Genomic DNA, 22,478 nt, shown 5'->3' on the forward strand with positions numbered 1-22,478 from the left:
CGGGGAGCGGGTGCGCGGACATGCGGTACATCAGTCCCGTCCCCCTGTCAGGCCTACGCGCTGGTGCTCGGCGCTCCGGAGCACCGGTTGCACCACCTCATCGGGTCGGTACCGGCGTCCCACCGGCCTGCGGTGCTCCCTCCAGTGGCTCAATGTCGCCGGTCGGAGTCCGACTTGCGGTGATAGGACGGACAGAAAGGCCGCACACGCACAGAAGGGACGTCCGGGATGCCGAAAGTCGCCGTCAACGGGCTCGGGCGCATCGGACGTGCCGCGCTGAAGATCCTGCACGAGGTGGAGGGCGTCGAAGTCGCCGCCGTCAACGACCTCATCGAGGCGGACAACCTCGCCTGCCTGCTCGCGCACGACAGCGTCTACGGCCGCTACGGCAAGCCCGTCACCGTGAGCTTTGTCATCCTGTACGCGCCGGCACGGACGGAGACGGTCGCCACGGTCGTCCACCGGGTGAACCGGGCGCCGCGGGGCAGGCAGGTCATCTCCAGCGCGAGTTGCACCACCAACTGCATCACCCCGGTGGTCGAGGTACTGGACCGGCGGATCGGCATCGAGCGGGCGGTCATGTCCACCGTGCACGCCTACACCGCGGGCCAGCGGCTCGTCGACGGCCCCGGCAAGGACGTCCGGCGCGGCCGTTGCGCGGGCGTCAACATGGTTCCCGCGACCACGGGAGCGGCGCTGACCACCACGCGCGCTTCCCCAACTGGCCGGGCCTTTGGACGGCGTGGCGATCCGGGTACCCGTGCCGGTCGGTTCGATCGCCGACATCACGCGGGTCACCGCCCAGCCCACCAGTACCCAGGAGGTCAACGACCCCTTTCGCAAGGAGGCCACGAGCGACCGCTACCGCGGCGTCGCCGAGGAGCCGTTGGTCTCCACGGACATCATCGGCGACCCCAGGGCCTCGGTTCCGAATCCAGGAGGGTCCAACCTCTTCGCCATGGCCCTGGCCAACTTCCCGGTGAGTCCCGCGTCAGCATCGACAACCTGATCGTCAAGGCGTGCGCCACCGCTCTCACCTGATCCGGCAAGCCGCCTTCCCCACGATCGGAGACAGCGATGAACGAGTCCGTCTACCACCCGGCCACGCCCGAGATCGGCGCCCGCCGCGCCCAACTCGCCCCGGCCGTGAACGAAGCGTTCGAGAACTTCAGCCGCGCCGTGTTCGCCGACGGCGCGCTCCCCGAGAAGACCAAGCAACTCATCGCCGTGGCCGTGGCCCACGTCACCCAGTGCCCCTACTGCATCCAGGGGCATACCCGACTGGCCAGACGCAAGGGGAACAGCCCCGAGGAGATCATGGAGGCCATCTGGGTCGCAGCCGAGATGCGCGCCGGCGGCGCCTACGCTCACTCCACGCTCGCCCTGCACGCGATGAAGGAGACCTCACCCCACACCCAGGCCTGACCGCCGGCGAAGAGTCCGGCACTTCCCGTCCCACGCGGCGGTCACACGCGGTCGTAGACGAGGAGCCCGTCCTCGCGCAGCCGGGCGCCCGCCGTCGGACGGTGCCCGGTGAGCCGGCCGTCGTGGGCCAAGTGCCACACACGGGCGTGGCACGCGAGGACGGCGAAGTCGGCGATGATCCGCCGATGGCAGCGCCACCACACGGACTCGGCGCACATCACGGCGGTACGGACGTCGGCCGCCTGGCGCAGCAACTCCCCCATCGCCGCCAGGAAGTCCGGGTCGCGGGTGTAGCCCGCATATCCCCGGAAGGAGGCGTTCTCCCAGTAGACGTCGGGAGAATCCGGGGCCACTTTCCGAAAGCCGCCCAGCCGTTGCTCCCACCGGTAGTCGATCCCCTCCTCCGGCAGCCACCGCCGCAGTGCCTCCCGGCCCGCGTCCGGGTTGTGCCGACTGCCGGGCGCGGTCCGTACATCGACGACGGCCCGTACACCGGCACCGTGCAGCAGCGCGGCCAGTTGTGCGTGTCCCTCGGTGCCGTGCCCGAACGTCAGCAGCGTCACCACCGGTGCTGTCCCCGGCCGTTTACGGTGCATCGCCCGCGTTTGGCGTCGGCGACGGTGACCTCAGCCTGCCGGTGGCCAACACGCGCCGCAGCAGCAACGCCACGTGCATGCCCCCGTGCCCGCCACCGACGATCCACGTCCGCGGCCGTGCCGGCCTGCGCATCGAGGCGCCGGTCACTGCTTCTTGGCCAGCCATTCGGCCAGGACCGCGGCCTGGCTGTGGTCCACGTCCCGGGTGGCGGTCAGCAGCGTGAGCCTGTCGTGCGCGGCAATGTCCCGCAGATGCTCCGCGGCCTGCCGGTGTCCGGCATCGCGCAGTTCCGCCAGATAGCGGCGGCGGAACTCGGTGAAACGGCTGGGATCGTGGGCGTACCACTTGCGCAGATCGGTGGACGGGGCCACGTCGCGCAGCCACTCGTCCAGGTGCGCCTCCTCCTTGCGCATCCCCCGCGGCCAGACTCGATCGACCAGGACACGCTTGCCGTCGGCGGGAGAGCTCTCTTCGTAGACTCGCTGGTAGGTGATCTGCTTGACCATGACGCCACCCTCCGAACCGGGTCGGCCGCCCCGGCCGGGAGCCGGTGGACGGCTCGTACCGCACTGCATACGGTGATGGGTCCATTTTATCGGCCACCGCCCAGGTGCGACCGGTGCGACCATGACGTGGAGGAGGCCGAGCATGCGCAGCAGCCGCCAGGCGACGCAGAAGCCCGACTTCCCCGCGCGCACCGCTCCCCGAACGGGCTCGCGGTGCGAACTCGACGCGGCGATCGCCACCTGCCGGGCCTGCCCACGGCTGGTGGCCTGGTGGGAGGAGGCCGCGCGGGTCAAGCGCAGGGCGTTTCGGGACTGGGAGTACTGGGCGCGTCCGGTGCCCGGATTCGGTCCGGCGGACGCACCGTTGGCGATCGTCGGTCTGGCTCCGGCCGCGCACGGCGGCAACCGCACCGGGCGCATCTTCACCGGTGACCCGTCCGGTGACGCACTGTATGCCGCCCTGTACGACATCGGGCTGGCCTCCCAGCCCACCGCCACCCACCGGGGCGACGGGCTGGAGCCGTACGGGGTGCGGATCACGGTACCGGTGCACTGCGCTCCGCCCGACAACCGGCCCACCACCGGTGAGCGCGACACCTGCCGGCCCTGGCTCGCCCACGAGCTGGAACCGCTGCGGCCCAGCCTGCGGACGATCGTGGTGCTCGGGGCGTTCGCCTGGCAGGCGCTGCTGCCGGTTCTCGCGGAAGCGGGATGGCAGATGCCCCGCCCACGCCCGGTCTTCGGGCACGGCGCCGAGACACTGCTCACCCGTCCCGGCGGCGGGCGGCCGCTGCACCTGGTCGGGGGCTACCACCCCAGCCGACGCAACATGTCCACCCGCACCCTGACCCCCGCCATGCTCCGCGACGTACTGCGCCGCGGGGCCGAGGCCGCCGGACTCCCTCCACCGCACGCGACGACGCGGCGCTCACACCCGCCGCGCCCGTTCCCGCGATAGGCGATCGGCCGCCCCGGTCGACGGTGTCGACAGTGCGAGGCCGGGGTGGGTCGGTGGGTCATGGTCCGGCGACGATGGTGCCCATGGCGCCGCGTTCGGCGTCGGCCAGGCGGTGGGTGGTGAGGGTGTAGGTGCCGCGCTGGGGCAGGGTGAATTCCACGAAGCCGCCCTCGCCGGGCTGCAGGTCCAGTTCCTGGGCCGCTCCATGGGCGGGGTTTCCGGGCTTCAACTGGTAGGCCCCTTCCTTGAAGACGGTGTCGAACTGGGCGCCGACGACATGGAAGGCGCTCGGCTCGTTGGGCCCGGCGTCCACCAGCCACAGCCGGATGCGCTTCCCGGCCGGCACATGGATGGGAGCGTGACGGTACTGGTCGGCGTAGCCGTTGAACACGACCAGGTCCGGCTTCGCCGCGAGCAACTGCGACATGGTGGGCACACCGCCCTTCGCGCCGAGGTAGAACTCGGACTGCACCAGCACCTCCGATACGGCGACCCGGCCCAGCGTGGGCGGATCGATGATCACCGCGCCGTACATCCCCATGGCGAGGTGCTGGATCATCGGCGCGGTGGCGCAGTGGTAGAGCCAGGCTCCGGCGTGATCGGCGCGGAACTGATAGGTCAGTTCGCCGCCCGGCGGGATGTCCCGCATGGCCGTGTCCGGGGCGACCTGGCTGGCGTGGAAGTCGATGGAGTGCGGCATGTTCCCGCTGTTGATCACGCGCACGGTGAACAGGTCGCCGACCCGGCCGTGCAGTACGGGGCCGGGCACGGTGCCGTTGTAGGTCCAGACCCGCTGTCGTACGCCCGGGGAGACCTCGACGGTGGTCTGCTCGACGCGCAGCGTCAGGTGGTGTTCGGTGCCACCGGGGGCCGGACGCAGGGTCGGGTCGTAGGGCCGCCAGGCCGGTGACGGGGACGCGTCCCTGCCGCTCATGTCCATGCCGGGCATGGACGGGTTCGGGTTCTGTCGGGTGGCCGCGCGCGGGGAGGTGGAGGTCGTGGTGCGAATGGTGAGGACCATGCCCGCGGCGCGGTGACCCGGAACCGTGCACCAGGCCCGTTCGTCGTGGGTGACGGTGCCCAGGTCGACGGTCTGCTTCCCGCCGGGCGCCAGCATCCTGGTGCCGTGCCGGCCGTCGAGGACGAGGTTGTGGCTCATCCCGCCGACGTTGTGCACGGTCACGGTCAGGTCGGTGCCCGGAGCGACGGTGATCGTGGAGGGCGTGACGCTGAACTCGTCCAGGGTGACCGACACCGGGACGCCGGATGTCGCCGTCGTGGCCGAACCGCTGGTCGCGTCGGTGGTGTGGCCGGACCAGATGCCGGTACCGGCCCCGATCAGGGCGAGAACTGCGATCACGGCGATCACGGACCCGACGGCGAGAGTCGTACGACCCGCCGGGCGCTTCCGCCGCACCGGTGCGTCGGTGGTGTCGCCGCCGGTGGAGGTGGCGGGTCGGCGGACTGCGAGCAGGGAGGCGACGACGAGCGCCGGGAACGAGCCGATCCCGATCACGACGAGGGTCCACGCCAGTACGCGTGGCCCGCCCGAGGTGGGCAGGGCCAGCAGCAGTACCCCGAGGTTGGCGAAGAGGGAACGCGGCACCCAGGCGTGCTCAAGCACCTCGGTCATCCGGCGGTTGCCGACGGGGCCGCCGCCGACCGTGACCGGGAGAAGGAAGGTCAGCGCGCCGGTCAGGATCTGGGCAACCACGCCGATACCCAGCATGGGCACCAGGAGTCTGCCGAGCAGGCCGACGGCAGTCGCATTCCCCAGGGCGAGGCCGACGACGTCGACGGTCAGGGCGGCCAGCAGCCAGCCGGTACCGGCCAGGAGAGCCCCGGGTGCGGCCGTGCGCGGCGGCTTGACGCGCACCTCGGCGACGACGGGCCGCAGTGAGTACGCCACACCGGCGGTGTAGCCGCCCATGCCGACCGCGGCCGGCCAGTGCGCCGGCGTGAGCAGCCCGGACAGGAGCTCACCGGCAACCGCGACCGCCAGACCGATGACGGTGATCACCAGGACCTGCCGCGCGCAACGCGGCGCGGTGTCGGCCATGCGGGTGCGCAGGACCGCCGGCCAGAGCATGAACAGGGTGCCGACCACGACCAGGCCGAGCCAGCCCAGCAGGTTCAGGTGGGCATGGGCGAGAAGGAGGGCCTGCTCCCAGCGGGTCGAGCGCACCGCGCCGCCGGCCATGAGCCCGCCCAGGGTCGCGCCGATGGCCAGGGCGGTGCCTGCGGCGACGTAGTACCACGCCACGATCCGCAGCCGCCCCGACCGACTCGCGGCCCGCGCCATGCCGACCAGGCTGACCGTGTGCGCGATCACCGCGGTGATCACCAGGACGGCCCCGGCCACGGCCAGCCACGGCAGTCCCGCGGACATGCCGGTCAGGACGGCGACCGCGCCGAGGTTGAATCCGGCCAACCGGGCGTGAGCCGGTCGTTCGGATCCCGGCCGTGCGTGCAGCAGTGCCTGGGCGAAGTGGCGGCTGTAGACGAACACGGCGTTGCTCGCCGCACCGAGCACCAGCAGGTGCAGCGCCAGCCATTGCGGCACGGCCACCAGGCGGTGCGCGGCCACCGCACAGACGGCGGCCGCGAGGTAGCCGGCGATCAGGCCTGCGGCCACGGCGTGTCGGCGGCGGCGCGACGAGGCACCTTCGGTCAGCGGCGGGCGCCGATAGCTCGGCACCGGATCCGGTCCATGGTCACTCAACCCGCTCAACCACCCATTGATTTTTACAATACCGATAGTAGAAACAAAGCCAGGGTACGGTGCGCCCTACGCGTTCGACAGGGACGAAGGTCCCTTGGTCGAGCGGTGCTCCCGACACATGGGCCGTGTCAGGAACGGAGTGCCTCGCACACCCATCCCTCGGGTGTCCGCCCCACCTCGAGCAGCTCTTGCAGTTCGGCCTTGGCCTCCACGGTCAGCACCTGCTCGGTCTGCGGGTAGAGGATCTGCTCCTCCTTCGAGTTGTGGGCTGTCAGCTCTTCCTGGAGATCGCGCAGTAGGTCCGCAACGGATGCGCGTACGGTCCCGTCGCGCAGTTCGTCGTCGAGCGCGTCCAGGATCTTCCACATCTGCCCGTGCTCACGCACCATCACGAACACGGGCATGACCAGACCTGCCGCCCGCAGCGGCGGGAAGAGGAACTCCTCCTCCAGGTAGATGTGCCGGCGCAAGGCCGCCACCGCGCGGGTGAGCGGCTGCGCATCCGGTGTGCCGCCGGCGATGGCGGCGGTGAATGTCTCGATGCCCTCATCGATCTCGTGATGCTCGCGCTCCAGCGCCTCGGCCACTGTCTCGATGCCCATCGGGCCCTCCTGTCCATGGGCCGTCCCACCCAGGTGCGATCGGCCGTGTCTCGACTTCAATTGACACCAACTCTGCTGTTCACACCGCAGCGTTGGTCGTACGACTGCGCGTGTCAGCGCGCACCGGTCACGGGTGGGCCCGTGCGGTCGGCCACGCCCGTGGCCCGGCGTCGGGCTCTGACCACGGTGGCCGCGGTCAGGGCCAGGAACAGCAGCACGGCCACCTCGTTCATCACACCACCGACCTGCCAGGCCACCGTGCCGCCCATCGCGTCACCGCCGACCAGCCGCAGTACGAGCGAGGCGTGCAGCAGACCGAGCGGCAGGTAGACGACCGGGTGGTACGGCAGCCGTACCCGCAGCACCGCGGGCACGATGACCTGGGCGTGCGCGAAGACCATGGAGAAGACGAAGCCCAGGAACACGGCGTGCAGCATGGCGTCGTAGGAGGCCCCGGCGGCCCGTTGGCCGAACACCGACCACAGCACGCCCGCGACCGCCAGCCACACGTACCCGGCGGCGAGCGCGACGGCCATGTACCGGGTGACCCCGCCCATCCGGATCGTCCGGCGCACGATGTCGTACCTGGCCAGCCAGCCGGCCAGAGCGAGCAACCCCAGGCCGGCCACCCGTACCCCGATCGCCGCAGTGGCCACCGAGCCGCCCAGCCCGGCCAGCAGTACCGCGGCCGCGCAGGCGAACAGCGCCCGGCCGCGTGCGGTGAGCACGACCAGACGGGACAGCTCCAGGCGTTCACCGGCGATGGTCAGGACCAGGAACCCGGCCAGCCATGGCACCAGCACGCCGATGTCCCGGCCGGCGAGCCACAGCATCCCGGCCGCGCACCAACAGGCGGCCCCCGCGCCCTGGACGGCGTTGTGCATGGAGGGCTGGATGCGGTGCAGTTCCGCGAACACCGCCAGCAGCCCGAACCCGGCGACGGTGATCAGCATCTGACCGGTGCCGGCCGGCAGCCCGGCGATCAGCCACAGCGAGCCGATTCCGCTGGCCGCCGGCGCCAGCCACGCCCATCCTTGACTCAGCGCGACGGCACGCTCGACGGCGATGAGCGTCCCGAGGAACCCCAACGGCATCAACACGCCGTGCAACGCGGCCAGATCGGTGTGTCCGCCCGGTACCCGCAGCCCCAGGCGCAGCAGCCCCGCCCACAGCCCGGCCAGCAACGCCACCGCTCCGAGGGCCATGACGGGCGCCGCCCAGGGGGACCGCCCCGTGCGGCGGGCCGGCCCGGACACCGCGGCCGCCGCGGCCACCCGGGTCACTGGGACCATCCGAGCATCCCCTTGGCCTCATCGGTCATCATCTCCGGCTCCCACGGGGGTTCCCACACCAGATCCACCACTATCTCCGGCGCGCCGGGCAGTTGGGCGAGGCAGCGGTTGACCTCGTCGTCCAGATACGCGTGCAGCGGGCAGCCGGGTGTGGTCAGCGTCATCCGCACCACGACCGCGTCGGCGCCGATCTCGACGCCGTAGACCAATCCGAGGTTGACGATGTCCACGCCCAGCTCGGGGTCGATCACGTCACTCAGCAACTCGAGCACCAGATCGTCGGTCACCGGCCCGGCGGCCATGGCGGCCAGATCGAGCGGCTTGTCCTGGCGTGTCATCAACGTCTCCCTTCGCGGGTGGTCATCCATCACCACCTCCGACCCATATTTAAACGAGTGGTATTGTAAAAACAAGTTGGAGCTGTGTCAGCCGAGGGAGGAGCCGACGATGACTGGACCGAACATTCCCGTCCAGCGCAACGCGGACATCGAGACGGTCGCCGAACCGCCCGCGCACCGGAGCAGGGGCACGGACACGGAGATGGCGGCAGTCGTCGATCTGCTGGTGCGCGCCCTGCGCGCTCTCGGCGGCGCCGGACAGGTGGAACTGGCCAGCCGGATCGCCGGCCGAGCCTGGTCGGCACTGCGCGCCGACCACCCGCGTGCGGCCGAACGGATGAACGGCCTGCTCCACTACCTCGCCCGCCTGCCGGCCGGCGAAAACTCGTCAAGCAAGGAGAACACCATGACCGCGGCCAACACCGAACTGGACGTCCGCCAGGAGATCCCCGCACGCAGGCACGAACTCATCTTCGCCACCTACGGCGCGCTCGACGCCGGCGAGCACTTCATCCTCGTCAACGACCATGACCCGAAGCCGCTGTACTACCAGCTCGCCGCCGAGCACGCCGACCAGTTCACCTGGGAGTACCTGGAGCAGGGTCCGGAGGTGTGGAAGGTCCGCATCGGAAGCGTCGCCGCCTGACCTGCTCTCGACGCCGCCCGGGGCGATGCCCACGTCGGTCAGTACCGCCGACAAGTGGGCGCACCGCCCTCGGCGGCGTCGATCCGCTGGGAGGGAGCCGGCCGCACCTCTGGATCAAGCGGGGTCGGTCCCCTCGGCGGGATGCGGCCAGTGCGCGAGGCTGCCGGGCAAGGGAACCGACTGCGTCGCCTCCTGCGACGAGGGGCAGATCTCGTAGCTCTCGCGCATGCCGCTGAGGTCGAAGATCCGCAGCATCCGGCCGGAGACGGACGCGATACGCAGCGAGCCTTCGCGTTCACGGATGCGTTTCGTGATCGCCACGATCACGCCCAGCCCCATCGAGTCCATGAAGGTGACGAAGCCCAGGTCCAGGACGAAGTGGCGGTGTCCCTCATCGACAAGATTGATCACCGCTTCGCGGAGCATGGGGGCGGTGTGGGCGTCCACCTCACCGTCGATCTCGACAACGGTCCACCCATTGACCACGTCATAGCTCACCATCATGCTCTCGTGCCGGATGATGTTCGTTCGCATGGCCGTCTCTCTTCATGTCCGGACCCCTGCTGCCCGTTCAGGCGGCGATCAGCTGGTCGAGTGGCACGTCGGGGTCGGCGAGCGCAGCGCGCTCGACCGTGCTGCCGGAGCGGACCAATTGCTGGATGGCGTCGTTGACATCCCAGATGTTGACGTTCATCCCGGCCAGCACCCGCCCGTGGGCGAGCCAGAAGGCGATGAACTCCCGGCTTTCCAGGTCACCGCGGATGACCACGTCGTCGTAGCTGCCGGGTTCGGCATGACCCGCGTACTCCATGCCGAGGTCGTACTGGTCGGTGAAGAAGTACGGCACCCGGTCGTAGGAGGCGTGCTCGCCCAGCATCGAGCGTGCGGCCACCTCGGGCTGGTGGAGGGCATTGGCCCAGTGCTCCACGCGGATGTGCTTGCCCAGCAGCGGATGGAACGCGCTGGCCACGTCGCCGGCCGCGTAGATGTCCGGGTGGGAGGTGCGCAGGGCCGCGTCCACGACGACGCCGATGTCCACCTGGAGCCCGGCGTCGGCGGCCAGGGCGGTGTTTGCGGCGGCACCGATGCCGACCACCACAGCGTCGGCCTCGACGACCGAGCCGTCCGCAAGCCTCACACCGGCCGTCTTCCCGCCCCCTCCGTCGAGGATCTCGCTGACGTGTGCCGACACCCGCACATCCACACCGTGCTCACGGTGCAGGTCGGCGAAGACCTGCGCGACCTGTGGGCCCAGCACCCGGCCCAGCGGCAGCTCACCCCTTTCCAGGACGGTCGACTCGACACCTGCCTCCCGGGCCGCGGCGGCCACTTCCAGGCCGATCCAGCCCCCGCCCACGAACGCGACGCGGGAAGCGTGCTGAAAGATGTCCTTGATACGTTCACTGTCCTGCACGCTGCGCAGGTAGAGCACGCCGTCCAGGTCGGCGCCGGGGACCGGAAGGGGGCGCGGGCTCGCACCGGTGGCCAGCAGCAGCCCGTCGTAGCCGACCGTCTCCCCGGTGGAGACGGTGACCGTCTTGCCGCTGGGGTCGAGGGCAGTGGCCGTGATGCCCAGCCGCAGGTCGATCGCGTTGTCGGTGTACCACTGCGAGGGGTGCACGAAGATCGTCTCGCGGTCCTGCTTGCCCATCAGGTAGCCCTTGGACAGAGGCGGCCGCTCGTACGGCACCTCCTGTTCCTGTCCCAGGAGCACGATGCGGCCGTCGAAGCCGCCCTTGCGCAGTGCCTCGGCGGCCTTGGCTCCGGCAAGGCTCGCCCCGACGATGAGAAACGTGGATGGTGCCATCGTGCCTGCCTACCTCTCCGTGCGACCGCTGACCGGCTCGTTCAGGGCGGCCGTGAGTTTCCCGGCCAGCTCGTCCCAGCTCTTGTCGAACTTCGCCACTCCCTCTTCCTCCAGCAGCTGCACGACGTCGGCGTAGTCGACTCCGACACCGGCGAGCTCCTCGAGCACGGTGTGCGCCTCGCCGTAGGTGTCGCGGATGCCGCGTGCCGGGACGATGCCGTGGTCGGCGACGGCGTTCAGCGTCGCCTCCGGCATGGTGTTGACCACGTCCGGGGCGATCAGGTCCGTCACGTACCGGGTGTCGTCGTAGGCCGGGTCCTTCACGCTCGTGGACGCCCACAGCAGTCGCTGCCTCCGGGCACCTGCCTCCTGCAGTCGCAGCCACCGCTCGGAGGTGAAGAACCGCTCGTAGTGTTCGTAGGCGATCCTGGCGTTGGCGATCGCGGCCCGGCCGCGCAGCGCGACGGCCTTCTCACCGCTCACCTGGTCCAGCCTGTGGTCGATCTCGGTGTCCACCCGGGAGACGAAGAAGGAGGCCACGGACGCGATGTCGGCCAGGTCGTGTCCGGATTCCCGGGCGCCCTCCATCCCGGTCAGGAACGCCTCCACCACCTGGTCGTAACGGTCGAGTGAGAACAGCAGGGTGACGTTGATGCTGATGCCCTCGGCCAGGCACGCGCTGATCGCCTTCAGGCCCTGCCGGGCGGCGGGGATCTTCACGAACAGGTTCGGCCGGTCCACCAGCCACCACAGCGCCCGGGCTTCGGCGACCGTGCGCGCCGTGTCGTGCGCCAGCCGCGGGTCCACCTCGATCGACACCCGCCCGTCCGTACCACCGGATGCCTCGTGTACGGGCCGCAGCACGTCGCACGCCCAGCGGACGTCGAAGGTGGTGAGCGCCCGCAGCGCCTCCTCCACCCCGACACGGCGCAGTGCGAGGTCGGCGATCTGGTCGTCGTAACAGTCGCTGCCCTCGATGGCGTGCGCGAAGATCGTCGGGTTGGTCGTCACCCCGGCGACATGCCGGTCGCGCACGAGCCGGGAGAGGCTGCCGTCCACCAGCCGTCGGCGGCTCAGATCGTCCAGCCAGATCGACACCCCGGCCTCGCGGAGCCGGGCAAGAGCATCGCTCATGATGTCCTCCCAGGGAGCAGGACCCTGAGCAGGGGGTTCCGGTATATTTCCATGGTCATCGACCAAGCGGCCCACCGCATGCCGGGGGGCACGCCGGCGCTCCGGCCCGGTCCCTCGTCCACCAGTGCGGGTGGCCAGCAACGGCGCGGGGCAAACCGCGAGCGGACCGAGTTCGAAGAGAGCGGGTGTCACCGAACTCGGCAGCCTTCCGGGCGAGTGCTTCGGCACCGTCCCCGTCGCCGACCGCTTCCCGTATGCGGGCAGGTCGCGAAGCGCCCGGGTGTCACCGAAGTCAGCAGCCTGCCGATAGGCGGCATCGGCTGCGACGCTGTGCCCTGCGGCATGCCGTCTCCTGGCCAGGTGGAGGAGGGGGCGGGTATCGCCGCCGTCGGCAGCCTGCCGGGCGAACGCATCGGCAGCTTCCGGCTCTCCCGTCTCCTCGCGCTGAAGGGTCAGGTGAAGAAGGGCCTGTGAGCTGCCGGCCTCGGCTGCCTGCCGGTATGCCGCTTCCGCGCCGTCGGTGTCGCCGACTGTCTCCCGCCTCCTGGCCAGGGCGAGCAGGGCCTGTGCGTCACCGGTGTTGGCGGCTTTGGGCCACAGATGGTGGGCCCATTGCATGCGGTAGCGCGAGTCAGCGGCAGCGGCCAGGTTGGCCAGGTCGTCGGAGCGGACGAGGTGGGTATGAGCCACTGCCAGAACGAAGCAGGTGGGCACAGCAGGCGACGGGTTTCACGTCCGTGTTGTTCGAGGTAGTCCGCCAGCCGGTACAGGGTTCCCGCGACCCGCCAGAATTCCGAGCTGGGGGCGCAGCTGCCGGGCGGTCGGCATGGAGGCCGGGGGTTGGCGCGGCGTAGAGCTGCTTGCTTGCCGTGGACAGGGCGGGCGAGTTCGGCGTACGCCTGCTCAGCCCAGTCCTCGGCGAGCAGGTCGTAGTCGCGGTCGCTCAGGTAGTCGGTGGCGGCATCCGTGAGGAAGGCCTGGGGCAGGGCAAGTCCGACACCGAGGCGCCTAGCGTCCATCGCCGCTTCGAGCATGCCACGGGCGGGCGGAGTCGCGGTTTGATAGCGGGTCAGAAGTTCAGGCGCTCCGGCCAGATCCTGGGCGAGGCGCCCGTGATCGCGGGCGCGAGTGAGTGCGTCGGCCAAGAGCTGGTCGCCGCCTTCCGCCAGAGCGGCTGCGGTTTCAAGGGCCTGGGCACTGAAGGTGTCAGGAACGGTGACGGTACGGCCTGCCAGGAGTTCCCTCGTCCGGCTGTGCGGGGCGGGTTCGCCGGGGTTGGGCACTTCGACGTACTGGTGGGCGTACTCGGGCCACAACGTGCCCAGCACCAGCACCGGTCCGCGTTCCGGGCGAGTGAGCAGGTCGTGGAGCTGAGCTGCGACATGCTCCCCTGTCCGGGGATCCCCCAGGTAGTGCTGCGCTTCGTTCAACCACACCACGGTCTTGGCACCCACGCGGTGCAGACCCTCGAGCGCGGCTTGGGCTCGCGTGGGATCGAAGGGGTGCCACAGCTGCCAACCGTGATCGGCGAGAGGTTGCACGGCCTCCCAACAAGCCCTCGTCTTACCGGTCGACGATGCGCCGACCAGGATCACCGCCCGACTCCGTCCCTCGGCGGCGTCGTACACGGCTTCGGCCAGGAGGCGGTCATGCTCGCGGGGCACATAGCCGGGGAGCCGTCGGCGAACCGCAACGTGCGCTCCATCAGCGCCGGTTGCCGTAGCGGCGCCCGCGGGATGAACTTCCAGATCGTGCGGATCCCACTGCCCGATGGGCCGTCCCAGTCGTACGCCGCCATCGGCACCGGAGTGTGGCGATCGCTCCCCCATGGCGTCCATATTGGCCCATGCTGGGGACGCTGCACAGGGACAACAGAACGTCCGGTGACGGGGGGCAACGTGGACAGCGAAACCACGACGGCACTGATCTCTGCGGGCGCGGCAGTCGGCGGCGGTCTGGTGACCGGGTGGTTCACCTTCCTGGCAGCCAAACGGCAGGTTCAGGGGGCGTTGGACGCCGCGGCCCGCCAGGCGGATGCGGCCTGGGCGGCCGGGCAGCGTCAGGCCGACGCCGCATGGGAGGCAGGCCGACAGCAGGCGGCTGCCGCGTGGGAGGCGGGCAGACTCCAGGCCGACGCCCAACTCAGCGTGGCAGGCCAGACCTTGAACGCGCAGGCGCTCGCCGCGCAACGCGAAGTCCGACGCGCTGCCTACGTCACCTTTCTGGGCCGCGCCGACACCGCACGCCACCTGCGGAATACCTGGCAGACCGCGCTGGGCACGGCGGACGCGACGCCCCGCCGGCGGGAATACAACACAGCGATGGCAGCAGTCCTGGAAGCGCTCAACGTGGTTCGCCTCGAAGGCCCCGACGCAGTGACGATCGCCGCCGAAGCCTTGCATCGCGCCCTTGATGCCGGCGCCGCGGCCCCTGACGCCCAAACCGCGCACAGCGCGTTTCTCACCGCTGCACGCACCGCGCTGACCACGTCACCCTGAGGCTGTTCCGTAAACCGTCTTCGGGGGTGGCGGTGCGCTACCCCATGACCGCACGAGCGGCGTCCAGAAACGCCAGCCGGTTGTCCTCCAGGTAATCCCGCACACTCTCGCCGTCGGCCGATCCTTCCCACACGGTCCGGTTGAGGTCGAGGAAGTGCGCGTGTGCGGCGTCGTGTACGGGCAGGGGGAATTGGATGCGGATGAGCCGATCCGCGACCCAGAACCTGGCCATGATGTCCCGGGTGGTGAGGTACCAGGCATCGGTGTCCTCCCACTCGGACGGCCGAGTATAGGCGCAGCGTTCGGCCTCTGCCGACACCTCGATGAACCGCTCCAGCAGCGCCAGCCGTTCCGCACGCCGCGTCTCTGACAGCGCGGTCCGCTGCCGCTGCTGTTCAGCGTGTTCCGCTCACAGTTGAGTTCTGTGTTGGACGAGGTAGGACAACATGCCGCCGAGGACAACGCCGCCCAACGATATGAGGGACACCCAGACCTGACCTGACATGGTGGTCATCGTGCCATGCCGCCGATCTTCGAGACGACCTCGCTGTGGCCGACCGGACCGGTTGAGGGTCGGGGCCGACGCCGGACCGACATGCCTGGTCACACGCCGATGAAGCTGACTGTTTCTGTCATGTCTGCCCGCCCGGTACGCAGCCGTGGCACGCCCTCCTTCTCGAATCCCACCGCGACACCGCAGAACAGCACGAGCCCGTCATCGGCTCCGACGATCTGGCTGACAGTCTTGCGATACATCGTCCACATCACCTGAGGACAGCTGTGCAGCCCTTCCGCCCTCAGTAGCAGCATGACCGTCTGCAAGTGCATCCCCGCGTCCCCCACTGCCCCGGCCCCATCGTCCGATCGAGGTAGCAGAACAGCACGACAGGGGCCCCGAACGCCTCCGAGTTCAAGGCGGCGATCTTCATGGGCCTGTCGGGGTCGTCGCGCTCGATCCCCAGTGCCTTGTACCGCTGAGCAGCCGCTGCGGAAAAACGGTCCACGTACGGCGAGGTCAGTTCGGCCGGGTACATCGGACACTCCCGCTCATCCCCCGGGTCTCCCGCCAGTGCCCCGGCCGTTGCGCGCCTCCTCAGCTAGGCCAAAGGCTCGCCGGTCACGACATAAACATGCCACGGCTGGAGATTCGCACTCGACGGAGCCCGCGTCGCCGCGGCCAGCACGCGTTCGAGTATCTCTTTGGATACCGGTTCATCACTGAACGCCCGCACAGCCCGGCGACTGTCCACGGCTTCATGCACATCCACGTCGGTCCTTCCTCTCACTCAACGACAGTAACCTCTCTACCGTGTTCAGCACGCACAAGAGGCAACAGGTGATCCGGATCGCACGTGGAGTAATTGTCAATAGTTGTGGATCGTTGATGGTCCGCGTGTCAGGGCAGGTGTGACAGCAGTAGCTCGGTGAGACCAGCAGCGGCAGCACCTCGGCGATCTTCGGGGACTTTCGACACCACGGCGGCAGGATCGCCGAGGAGAACCGTCAGCGCTCGCCGGTGGCCTCATCGACGCGCTTGTCGTTCACTCGCGGGGTTCAGCGGTCGCCTCGTGGCGAGTGCATCCTTCGCCAATGGGTGGGCGACGTCGGCCGCCGCGGCCTGGTCAAGGAGCCGACAGGCCCGGCGACCGCGGCCAAGCTCACCCTCCTGAACATCACCGTGCCGGCCGCGACGACGAGCCCTACGCCTCCACGCCCCGTGTTCGTCGCCCAGACCACCGTCAGCAACCACATCGGCCTCATCGCCCGGACCGAGCTCGCCATGCCGACCGCACCTGACCCCGGTCGGAGATTCCCGGATCATCCCTCCCACCACGGCTCCATGCCCTCCTCGGCGACCCACTCGCAAAAGTCCATGTTGCCGATCTCCAGGTTGCACGCCATCGATCCGACCATGCGGCATGGCAGCACGGCGGGCTGCCCCGGGGTGTCGTACAGGTCGACGACGGTCAACGGTCGGCCGGGCTCGGCAAAGGTCCTGGCGTCGGCGAGCGCGACGAGCGTGGTGTGTTCTCCGGGTGGGACCAGCGCCGGGACCTGGCCCGGCAGGAGGCCCTCGAAGGCCCGGTCGTCGAGGGTCAGCGCCTCCAACGGGTAGTGCTCCACGTCGATCTCATCCGCGTCCGGATCCGCGCCGACCCAGCCGGCCTCGTCGGCGCCTCCCAGCTCGTCGAGCAGGGCACGCCAGCCGTCCCCGTCGTCGAAGGAGGTTCGCACCAGCAGAGAGGTGGCGGTGGAGGGCAGTGCCGGGAAGGACCGGCGCGGCTGCGTCGGCACGGGGAAGGCCGGCCGGCCACCGTCCCCCTGGTACATGCCGTACCTGTCCATGTGGCGCACCAGCTCGTCGAACTCGAGCGCGCCGCCCAGCAGTTCGGCCAGGATCTCGCCGAGCCGGCTCGAGGGGACCCGGACGCCGCGCCCGGGTATCACCGCCAGGTCCACCAGCAACGGCCCGTCTCCGCCGTACACCACAGGGATGTCCGCCAGGACGACGACCGGCGGCACGAAGCCGCCGACCGGGACAAGCGCCGGTACGTTACCGCCGTGCAGGTGGTCCCATCCGCGGCCTTCGACCAGGTGAAGCCGCACCCCGCTGCCCCCGAGGACGAGCACGTCGCCTTCCCGTCGGCCCCCGATCTCGTTGAGCAGTCCTCCCCACAGGGTCTTGCCGTCCTCGTAGCACGCGCAGACCAGCAGCACTTCACCAGGCGCGGGCTGGGGAAGCTCGGGAAAAGACATGACACTCCTCCGACAAAGGACTGGCGCGGGCATCAGGACACTGGCCCACGCTCCAAAGGCCCGAGCACTTCAGCATCAACCCACCTCAATGAACGAGCCGTTGCTGCACAAGCTTTCAGACAGCCCCGCAAACAGTCCTGCTCGGCATGTCGGATGGCGCGATTACCCACTTCATCTGGAAATGAGGAACCGACTAGGGTTTGGTCCGCTCGCGACATTTGCGCCGCGCTCGTCGTGCGCCATGAGGGCTGCCGCCGTCATGCGAGCCACTGAGACCCACCCACGAGAAGAGAGGTCCCTTTCCGCATGGGAACTTTGAGCAGGCGATTGACAGCGATGGCCGCGGGTGCACTCATGGCCTTCACAGCCGCGGGTGCAGCCGCAGCGCAGACCGGGAACGATGACACCGCGGTGGGGGTACAGGCCTCGACAACCCCGGGATCGGCCTACCAAACCTCGGACGGCTGGTGCCACTTCACCAACTGGGGCGGCAACTGGTACTGCCTCGGCACCGGCATCGACGTCGTCTACTGGAACAAGCCGGACGGCTACCCCCAGGTCTTCGTCACCGGAACCGACCGAAGCGTGTGGTCGCGCTGGTCCTCATCCTCGGGAACCAGCAACTGGCTGGACATGGGCGGCGTCTGCAATCCGAACTACGGGCTTCCGGCAAAGTCGAACGGCTGGTCCATCACCATCGCCTGTGTGGGTACGGACAGCAACTGGTGGCACAACACCCGGAGCACCAGCGGTAGCTGGACCGGCTGGCTGCGAGGCAAGGGCTTCTGAGGGCCACCGGCTGAAAGGCACCAGTGCGGCTGGATCTGCAGCGGTACTCCCGCAGGAGTTACCGGCTCTCCTCGCCACGCGACTGGCCGGCATACGACCGCCCCGGATGCGAGGGCGCCGAAGCGGCCCTCGGTGCGTACCGGATGCGCCGGCCAGTCTCCCTCCCGGACGGGGGAACGGGGAGCCGCAGAGGCCGACGCACCCGGCCGCCGCACCAGGCAACCACCAAGCAGGGGCGGGGCGTAAGGGCCGAACGGCCCATGTGCACCAGGGCCGGACGGCGGCTGCACCCTGGTGCGATAGTTGCGTGTCCCCCGGCAGTCCGCCGTACCGCCGTGGTCGCACTGCCACGGGTGGGTGAGCGGTGGGTGTGCCCGTACCCGCCCCGTGAAGAGGAGCCGCCAGATGCCCCGTCTCGCGTTGTACTCCGCCGTCGTCTCCGTACTGTCCGCGACCGCCGCCGCGGTCTCCTTTGCCCGGGGCGCATGGGTGGTGGCCATCGTCTGGATCCTGTTGACAGGGCTCACCTCCAACATGGCCTGGTACTGCCACCGGCGTCCGGGCAGGGGCGGCATTCTCCGCGCGGCGGGCCCCGGCGGCCGACGGGCTTCGGGTGGGCCGGGCCTCGTGCCGGATGCGGAACGTGCGGGGTGCATGGGCGCCGAGGCGTGCGGTATCTGCGTGAAGGGCATCTGCTGACGGTCACCGGCGCCTCTCCCGCTCCGGGGCACCGCACGGTGACCATCGACGTGTCCGGTGAGCCGTATCAACGCATCAGCAGCAACGAGGCGACGAAGACGGTGGCCGCTTCCAGAGCCATGGCAGCAGCGAAGCCCCGGCGTCTGAGGTAGTCATAGCGGTCCTGGTATTCCTGGCGGAGCTGCAGTGCGCGTTGAGCCGTGCGGGTGATGGCTGTCCGGGAAAGGTCGAGCTGGCGACGGGCGAAGAGGTCGACCACGGCTTCCCTCTGCGCGGTTGTCAGCCAATCCAGTTCATCAGCAAAGGATTCGGCTTCCGCCCGGGCCCTCTCTACCTCACCCTGCCACAGCAGGTAACCCTCCACCCTGGCGATACCTGCCCGGACGGCATCGTCGTCCGCCGCCATCTCGGCACTCACGGCAGGTCCCTCACCTCTGCGGCCCCGCCGGGACCCTGGTACCACTCCTGCTCCCGCATCGCGATGTCGGGGTGGTGCAGGTCGAACGCCGGGGATTCACTGCGGATCCTCGGCAGGGTGACGAAGTTGTGCCGCGGCGGCGGGCAGGACGTCGCCCACTCGAGGGAACGGCCGTAGCCCCAGGGGTCGTCGACGCCGACCGGTTTGCCGTACTTGGCCGTCTTCCAGACGTTGTAGAAGAACGGCAGGAGCGACAGACCGAGCAGGAACGCGCTGATCGTCGAGACCGTGTTCAGGGCAGTGAAGCCGTCCGACGCCAGGTAGTCGGCGTAGCGGCGCGGCATGCCCTCGACGCCCAGCCAGTGCTGGACCAGGAAGGTGCCGTGGAAGCCGACGAACAGCGTCCAGAAGGTCATCTTGCCGAGACGCTCGTCCAGCATTTTGCCGGTGAACTTCGGCCACCAGAAGTGGAATCCGGCGAACATCGCGAAGACCACCGTGCCGAAGACCACATAGTGGAAGTGCGCCACGACGAAGTACGAGTCCGAGACATGGAAGTCCATCGGCGGCGAGGCCAGGATGACACCGGTCAGACCACCGAAGAGGAAAGTGACCAGGAAGCCGGTCGTCCAGAGCATGGGCGTTTCGAAGGACAGACTTCCCTTCCACATGGTGCCGATCCAGTTGAAGAACTTCACCCCGGTCGGGACCGCGATCAGGAAGGTCATGAAGGAGAAGAACGGCAGGAGCACACCGCCGGTGACGTACATGTGGTGGGCCCATACGGTCGCGGACAGACCGGCGATGGCGATGGTCGCGGCGATCAGGCCCATGTAGCCGAACATCGGCTTGCGGGAGAAGACCGGGATGATCTCAGAAACGATCCCGAAGAACGGCAGCGCGATGATGTAGACCTCGGGATGCCCGAAGAACCAGAAGAGGTGCTGCCACAACAGGGCGCCTCCGTTGGCAGGGGCGAAGACGAGCGATCCGAACTTCCGGTCGCTTTCGAGGGCGAAGAGAGCAGCCGCGAGGACCGGGAAGACCAGCAGGACCAGCACTGCCGTCAGCAGCACATTCCAGCAGAAGATCGGCATGCGGAACATGGTCAGGCCCGGGGCGCGCATGCAGATGATCGTGGTGATGAAGTTGACCGAGCCGAGGATGGTGCCGAAGCCGGAGAACGCCAGCCCCATGATGCCCATGTCAGCGCCGATGCCCGGCGTGTGGATCGCGTCCGACAGGGGTGCGTACATGAACCAGCCGAAGTCGGGGGCGCCGTTTGGGGTGAGGAAGCTGGCTGCCGCGATGAGCGACCCGAGGAGGTACATCCAGTAGGCGAACATGTTCAGCCGCGGGAACGCCACGTCGGGTGCACCGATCTGCAGCGGCATGATCCAGTTCGTGAAGCCGGCGAACAGCGGCGTCGCGAACATCAGCAGCATGATCAGGCCGTGCATGGTGAAAGCCTGGTTGAACTGCTCGTTCGAAAGGATCTGCAGGCCCGGACGAGCCAGCTCGGCACGCATGAACAACGCCAGCACGCCGCCGATGCAGAAGAACGCGAACGACGTGATCAGATACAGCGTTCCGATCGTCTTGTGGTCCGTGGTGGTCAACCACCTCACGGCCACATTGCCCGGCTGCCTGCCCCGTAGCGGCAACTCGTTCTCGTACACCTCCTCCGCTGCTGTGGCGGTGTCCCGAGATCCGTTGGAGATGCTCACAGTTTGTTCGTCTCCGAGTTTTCGAAAAGCAGTGGCCGACATCCCAGCTGCGAGAGCGGCGTCATTCCGGCGCGACGCTACTGGCACCCGAGCCGGTATCAATCAGGCTCGCTGACCTTCGCCATTAGTCACAACTGGAACTCATCCGTTCGGTGCCGGTGGCATCGCGTACCGGCGCGGTGATGTGGCGACACCAGCCGACACAGCGGCGGACTTTGCTCCGGTCGAGGCCGCCCTGACCTCTTCGTGGCCTGGAGCAGAACGCCTCCGTGGCACCAGAGGGCCGCCCGCGCGAATGCCCTGGGCTTCTCGCGGGCCGCCGTCGGAGGCTCCTCCATCCAGGCGTCAAAAGAAGTCCGATCCGGGCGATGCCCCGGTGCCGGCGACCGTCCCCTCCCGACCCCGTGGGATCAGCTGCTCAGACCGGTGCGGCGGCGAAGGGCTTGGCGACCACCCAGTGCTGGTTCTCGCCCCCGTGCTTGCGCCACAGTGTCGGATGGCCCTCGTGGGAGACGTCCCACGGGCAGTCGAGCACGAGACCGCTGCCGATGCCGGACAGGTACTGGGCGCGGTTGTCGGGAGAGGGAGAGAGCCGCCATCTCTGCGATGCCGAACCGCTGTCGGGCCACATGTCGATGACCGGGGGCTCCTTGCCCACATCCCGGCCGGCGTCGAGATGCATTCCGTTGAACGCGGAGACGACGTGTATCTCGCCCGAGCTGCCCGCCGGCTTCAGCCACCACAACTGTGCGGGCTTCCCGTTGGGCCTGCGCAGCCGGGGCCACTCTCCCTGTCCCGTCACCTCGGTCGCGTCCAGGGCGAGTCCGCAGGTCACCGATATGAACATGTACGGGCTCGGACGTGGTCGACGGCGCAGCCAGGCACCCACATTCGAAGTGCCTATGGAGACGAACGGGAGATTCAGCGAGACATTCAAGTCCGGCCCGGTGGAAGTCATACGGGTGATTATCGGAGGTCGAGTGGCCCGCCGTGGCTCAATCCGTCAGGGCCGTGCCTGGAAACCCCATGCCTCAGCCGGACGCCGGGGCAGGCAAGGGTATGCGGCCATCGGCGGATGCCGTCGCCGCGGCGGCCTCCCTCACGCCGCCGGCGAGCACCGCGGCCGTGAACACGATCAACGGGACCTTCCAACCCCAGGGGGCGAATGTGATCACCGGTACAAGGAGCAGGGCATGGACACAAGACACGGCGAACGCCGCTCGTGCCCAGCCTCCACCGGCTGCCGGATGATGTGCGGCCGCCCGGTGGCGCCACCACAATCCGGCCGACACCGCCGCAACGGCGGCCATCACGGCAGCACCCAGCCGCGCCAGATCGGCATCGGTCACGTCGGAGTCGAGCGGGGCCGGATCGGCCGTGTGCGCGCTCAGCAGGACCGCGGCCCAACTGACGGCCGCACCGGCCAGCAGGAAGGCCAGACCCTCCACCCGCCGTCCGGCCCAGGACGCCGGGAGACCTGTGATGTTCGATTCCATGCTTCACTCCATGCCTCGTCCTGACCACCGCTCGGAGCCGGGACACGTGATCGGCCAACTGCTGCAG

Annotated in this window: 22 protein-coding genes and 2 pseudogenes; 7 read left to right on the plus strand and 17 right to left on the minus strand. The window is 69.1% G+C overall.

Annotated elements, in window-relative coordinates:
• Window positions 1-228 precede the first annotated feature (228 nt).
• Both N8I87_RS44705 and N8I87_RS01190 read left to right on the plus strand, forming a co-directional pair.
• Window positions 229-1,041, plus strand: a complete 813-nt coding sequence (locus tag N8I87_RS44705; protein ID WP_263204807.1) for a glyceraldehyde 3-phosphate dehydrogenase NAD-binding domain-containing protein — start codon at window positions 229-231, stop codon at window positions 1,039-1,041.
• 36 nt (window positions 1,042-1,077) lie between these two features.
• Window positions 1,078-1,425: a carboxymuconolactone decarboxylase family protein gene (locus N8I87_RS01190; RefSeq protein ID WP_263204808.1), complete on the plus strand. Its 348-nt coding sequence runs from the start codon at window positions 1,078-1,080 to the stop codon at window positions 1,423-1,425.
• Between the two features lie 41 nt (window positions 1,426-1,466).
• Here the strand turns inward: N8I87_RS01190 and N8I87_RS01195 are convergent, their stop codons facing one another.
• Together N8I87_RS01195 and N8I87_RS01200 are read right to left on the minus strand one after the other, a co-directional pair.
• Window positions 1,467-2,021 (minus strand): DUF488 domain-containing protein, encoded by a 555-nt coding sequence (locus tag N8I87_RS01195; RefSeq protein WP_263204809.1) that lies wholly within the window; start codon window positions 2,019-2,021, stop codon window positions 1,467-1,469.
• Window positions 2,022-2,165: 144 nt separating this feature from the next.
• A complete protein-coding gene (locus tag N8I87_RS01200) occupies window positions 2,166-2,528 on the minus strand; it encodes a DUF488 domain-containing protein (protein WP_263204810.1) in 363 nt (120 codons plus the stop codon).
• Between the two features lie 142 nt (window positions 2,529-2,670).
• On the opposite strand from N8I87_RS01200, the gene N8I87_RS01205 reads away from it, so the two are divergent.
• Window positions 2,671-3,486, plus strand: coding sequence for a uracil-DNA glycosylase (locus N8I87_RS01205; RefSeq protein WP_263204811.1), 816 nt, complete (start codon window positions 2,671-2,673; stop codon window positions 3,484-3,486).
• Window positions 3,487-3,544: 58 nt separating this feature from the next.
• Here the strand turns inward: N8I87_RS01205 and N8I87_RS01210 are convergent, their stop codons facing one another.
• The 4 genes from N8I87_RS01210 to N8I87_RS01225 all read right to left on the minus strand — a co-directional run bounded on the left by N8I87_RS01210 (window position 3,545) and on the right by N8I87_RS01225 (window position 8,440).
• A complete protein-coding gene (locus tag N8I87_RS01210; protein ID WP_263204812.1) occupies window positions 3,545-6,184 on the minus strand; it encodes a multicopper oxidase domain-containing protein in 2,640 nt (879 codons plus the stop codon).
• Window positions 6,185-6,336: 152 nt separating this feature from the next.
• Complete coding sequence (locus tag N8I87_RS01215) at window positions 6,337-6,810, minus strand: hemerythrin domain-containing protein (protein WP_263204813.1); 474 nt, start codon at window positions 6,808-6,810, stop codon at window positions 6,337-6,339.
• 113 nt (window positions 6,811-6,923) lie between these two features.
• The gene (locus N8I87_RS01220) at window positions 6,924-8,102 is read right to left on the minus strand and encodes a DUF8744 domain-containing protein (protein WP_263204814.1); all 1,179 of its coding nucleotides are present in this window, start codon (window positions 8,100-8,102) and stop codon (window positions 6,924-6,926) included.
• Window positions 8,090-8,440: a metal-sulfur cluster assembly factor gene (locus N8I87_RS01225; RefSeq protein ID WP_263204815.1), complete on the minus strand. Its 351-nt coding sequence runs from the start codon at window positions 8,438-8,440 to the stop codon at window positions 8,090-8,092. Before N8I87_RS01225 ends, N8I87_RS01220 begins: the two co-directional genes overlap by 13 nt.
• A 109-nt stretch (window positions 8,441-8,549) precedes the next feature.
• Here N8I87_RS01225 and N8I87_RS01230 point away from each other — a divergent pair, with 109 nt between their 5' ends.
• Window positions 8,550-9,086 carry a DUF2249 domain-containing protein gene (locus N8I87_RS01230; protein WP_263204816.1) on the plus strand — a complete coding sequence of 179 codons (537 nt, stop codon included), beginning with the start codon at window positions 8,550-8,552 and terminating at the stop codon, window positions 9,084-9,086.
• Between the two features lie 114 nt (window positions 9,087-9,200).
• Here the strand turns inward: N8I87_RS01230 and N8I87_RS01235 are convergent, their stop codons facing one another.
• The 4 genes from N8I87_RS01235 to N8I87_RS01250 all read right to left on the minus strand — a co-directional run bounded on the left by N8I87_RS01235 (window position 9,201) and on the right by N8I87_RS01250 (window position 13,865).
• Window positions 9,201-9,620, minus strand: a complete 420-nt coding sequence (locus N8I87_RS01235; protein WP_263204817.1) for an STAS domain-containing protein — start codon at window positions 9,618-9,620, stop codon at window positions 9,201-9,203.
• A 37-nt stretch (window positions 9,621-9,657) separates the two neighbouring features.
• Window positions 9,658-10,893, minus strand: a complete 1,236-nt coding sequence (locus N8I87_RS01240) for an NAD(P)/FAD-dependent oxidoreductase (protein WP_263204818.1) — start codon at window positions 10,891-10,893, stop codon at window positions 9,658-9,660.
• A 9-nt stretch (window positions 10,894-10,902) separates the two neighbouring features.
• Window positions 10,903-12,027, minus strand: coding sequence for a transaldolase (gene tal / locus N8I87_RS01245; protein WP_263204819.1), 1,125 nt, complete (start codon window positions 12,025-12,027; stop codon window positions 10,903-10,905).
• A gap of 452 nt (window positions 12,028-12,479) precedes the next feature.
• Window positions 12,480-13,865: a P-loop NTPase family protein gene (locus N8I87_RS01250; RefSeq protein WP_263204820.1), complete on the minus strand. Its 1,386-nt coding sequence runs from the start codon at window positions 13,863-13,865 to the stop codon at window positions 12,480-12,482.
• A 60-nt stretch (window positions 13,866-13,925) separates the two neighbouring features.
• Between N8I87_RS01250 and N8I87_RS01255 the strand changes: the two genes are divergently transcribed.
• Window positions 13,926-14,525 carry a hypothetical protein gene (locus N8I87_RS01255; RefSeq protein WP_263204822.1) on the plus strand — a complete coding sequence of 200 codons (600 nt, stop codon included), beginning with the start codon at window positions 13,926-13,928 and terminating at the stop codon, window positions 14,523-14,525.
• A gap of 37 nt (window positions 14,526-14,562) precedes the next feature.
• On the opposite strand, the pseudogene N8I87_RS01260 reads toward N8I87_RS01255, so the two are convergent.
• The 3 genes and pseudogenes from N8I87_RS01260 to N8I87_RS01275 all read right to left on the minus strand — a co-directional run bounded on the left by N8I87_RS01260 (window position 14,563) and on the right by N8I87_RS01275 (window position 17,282).
• Window positions 14,563-15,039: pseudogene (locus N8I87_RS01260) on the minus strand (hypothetical protein).
• An 89-nt stretch (window positions 15,040-15,128) separates the two neighbouring features.
• Window positions 15,129-15,793, minus strand: a pseudogene (locus N8I87_RS01265) (nitroreductase).
• Window positions 15,794-16,343: 550 nt separating this feature from the next.
• On the minus strand, window positions 16,344-17,282 hold the full coding sequence (locus N8I87_RS01275; RefSeq protein ID WP_263204824.1) for a DUF6924 domain-containing protein: 939 nt from the start codon (window positions 17,280-17,282) through the stop codon (window positions 16,344-16,346).
• Between the two features lie 354 nt (window positions 17,283-17,636).
• Between N8I87_RS01275 and N8I87_RS01280 the strand changes: the two genes are divergently transcribed.
• A complete protein-coding gene (locus tag N8I87_RS01280; protein ID WP_263204825.1) occupies window positions 17,637-18,071 on the plus strand; it encodes a hypothetical protein in 435 nt (144 codons plus the stop codon).
• A 405-nt stretch (window positions 18,072-18,476) separates the two neighbouring features.
• Window positions 18,477-18,770 (plus strand): hypothetical protein, encoded by a 294-nt coding sequence (locus tag N8I87_RS01285; RefSeq protein ID WP_263216972.1) that lies wholly within the window; start codon window positions 18,477-18,479, stop codon window positions 18,768-18,770.
• A 67-nt stretch (window positions 18,771-18,837) separates the two neighbouring features.
• Here the strand turns inward: N8I87_RS01285 and N8I87_RS01290 are convergent, their stop codons facing one another.
• From N8I87_RS01290 to N8I87_RS01305, 4 genes are all read right to left on the minus strand, one after another.
• Window positions 18,838-19,188, minus strand: coding sequence for a hypothetical protein (locus tag N8I87_RS01290; RefSeq protein ID WP_263204826.1), 351 nt, complete (start codon window positions 19,186-19,188; stop codon window positions 18,838-18,840).
• Window positions 19,185-20,909 (minus strand): aa3-type cytochrome oxidase subunit I, encoded by a 1,725-nt coding sequence (ctaD, locus tag N8I87_RS01295; protein WP_411577361.1) that lies wholly within the window; start codon window positions 20,907-20,909, stop codon window positions 19,185-19,187. Before ctaD ends, N8I87_RS01290 begins: the two co-directional genes overlap by 4 nt.
• A 424-nt stretch (window positions 20,910-21,333) precedes the next feature.
• A complete protein-coding gene (locus tag N8I87_RS01300) occupies window positions 21,334-21,873 on the minus strand; it encodes an RICIN domain-containing protein (RefSeq protein WP_263204828.1) in 540 nt (179 codons plus the stop codon).
• Between the two features lie 73 nt (window positions 21,874-21,946).
• Entirely contained in the window at window positions 21,947-22,411 is a 465-nt protein-coding gene (locus N8I87_RS01305; RefSeq protein WP_263204829.1) for a hypothetical protein, read from the minus strand.
• Between the last annotated feature and the right edge of the window lie 67 nt (window positions 22,412-22,478).

Origin of the sequence: Streptomyces sp. HUAS 15-9 (assembly GCF_025642155.1) — a bacterium.
Taxonomy (GTDB): domain Bacteria; phylum Actinomycetota; class Actinomycetes; order Streptomycetales; family Streptomycetaceae; genus Streptomyces.

Bases quoted from the DNA above. Each gene is read 5' to 3' on its own strand.
- N8I87_RS44705 (WP_263204807.1), top strand. From the start codon at position 229: ATGCCGAAAGTCGCCGTCAACGGGCTCGGGCGCATCGGACGTGCCGCG.
- N8I87_RS01190 (WP_263204808.1), top strand. From the start codon at position 1,078: ATGAACGAGTCCGTCTACCACCCGGCCACGCCCGAGATCGGCGCCCGC.
- N8I87_RS01195 (WP_263204809.1), bottom strand. From the start codon at position 2,021: ATGCACCGTAAACGGCCGGGGACAGCACCGGTGGTGACGCTGCTGACG.
- N8I87_RS01200 (WP_263204810.1), bottom strand. From the start codon at position 2,528: ATGGTCAAGCAGATCACCTACCAGCGAGTCTACGAAGAGAGCTCTCCC.
- N8I87_RS01205 (WP_263204811.1), top strand. From the start codon at position 2,671: ATGCGCAGCAGCCGCCAGGCGACGCAGAAGCCCGACTTCCCCGCGCGC.
- N8I87_RS01215 (WP_263204813.1), bottom strand. From the start codon at position 6,810: ATGGGCATCGAGACAGTGGCCGAGGCGCTGGAGCGCGAGCATCACGAG.
- N8I87_RS01220 (WP_263204814.1), bottom strand. From the start codon at position 8,102: ATGGTCCCAGTGACCCGGGTGGCCGCGGCGGCCGCGGTGTCCGGGCCG.
- N8I87_RS01225 (WP_263204815.1), bottom strand. From the start codon at position 8,440: ATGACACGCCAGGACAAGCCGCTCGATCTGGCCGCCATGGCCGCCGGG.
- N8I87_RS01230 (WP_263204816.1), top strand. From the start codon at position 8,550: ATGACTGGACCGAACATTCCCGTCCAGCGCAACGCGGACATCGAGACG.
- N8I87_RS01235 (WP_263204817.1), bottom strand. From the start codon at position 9,620: ATGCGAACGAACATCATCCGGCACGAGAGCATGATGGTGAGCTATGAC.
- N8I87_RS01240 (WP_263204818.1), bottom strand. From the start codon at position 10,893: ATGGCACCATCCACGTTTCTCATCGTCGGGGCGAGCCTTGCCGGAGCC.
- tal (WP_263204819.1), bottom strand. From the start codon at position 12,027: ATGAGCGATGCTCTTGCCCGGCTCCGCGAGGCCGGGGTGTCGATCTGG.
- N8I87_RS01250 (WP_263204820.1), bottom strand. From the start codon at position 13,865: ATGGACGCCATGGGGGAGCGATCGCCACACTCCGGTGCCGATGGCGGC.
- N8I87_RS01275 (WP_263204824.1), bottom strand. From the start codon at position 17,282: ATGTCTTTTCCCGAGCTTCCCCAGCCCGCGCCTGGTGAAGTGCTGCTG.
- N8I87_RS01280 (WP_263204825.1), top strand. From the start codon at position 17,637: ATGGCCTTCACAGCCGCGGGTGCAGCCGCAGCGCAGACCGGGAACGAT.
- N8I87_RS01285 (WP_263216972.1), top strand. From the start codon at position 18,477: ATGCCCCGTCTCGCGTTGTACTCCGCCGTCGTCTCCGTACTGTCCGCG.
- N8I87_RS01300 (WP_263204828.1), bottom strand. From the start codon at position 21,873: ATGACTTCCACCGGGCCGGACTTGAATGTCTCGCTGAATCTCCCGTTC.
- N8I87_RS01305 (WP_263204829.1), bottom strand. From the start codon at position 22,411: ATGGAATCGAACATCACAGGTCTCCCGGCGTCCTGGGCCGGACGGCGG.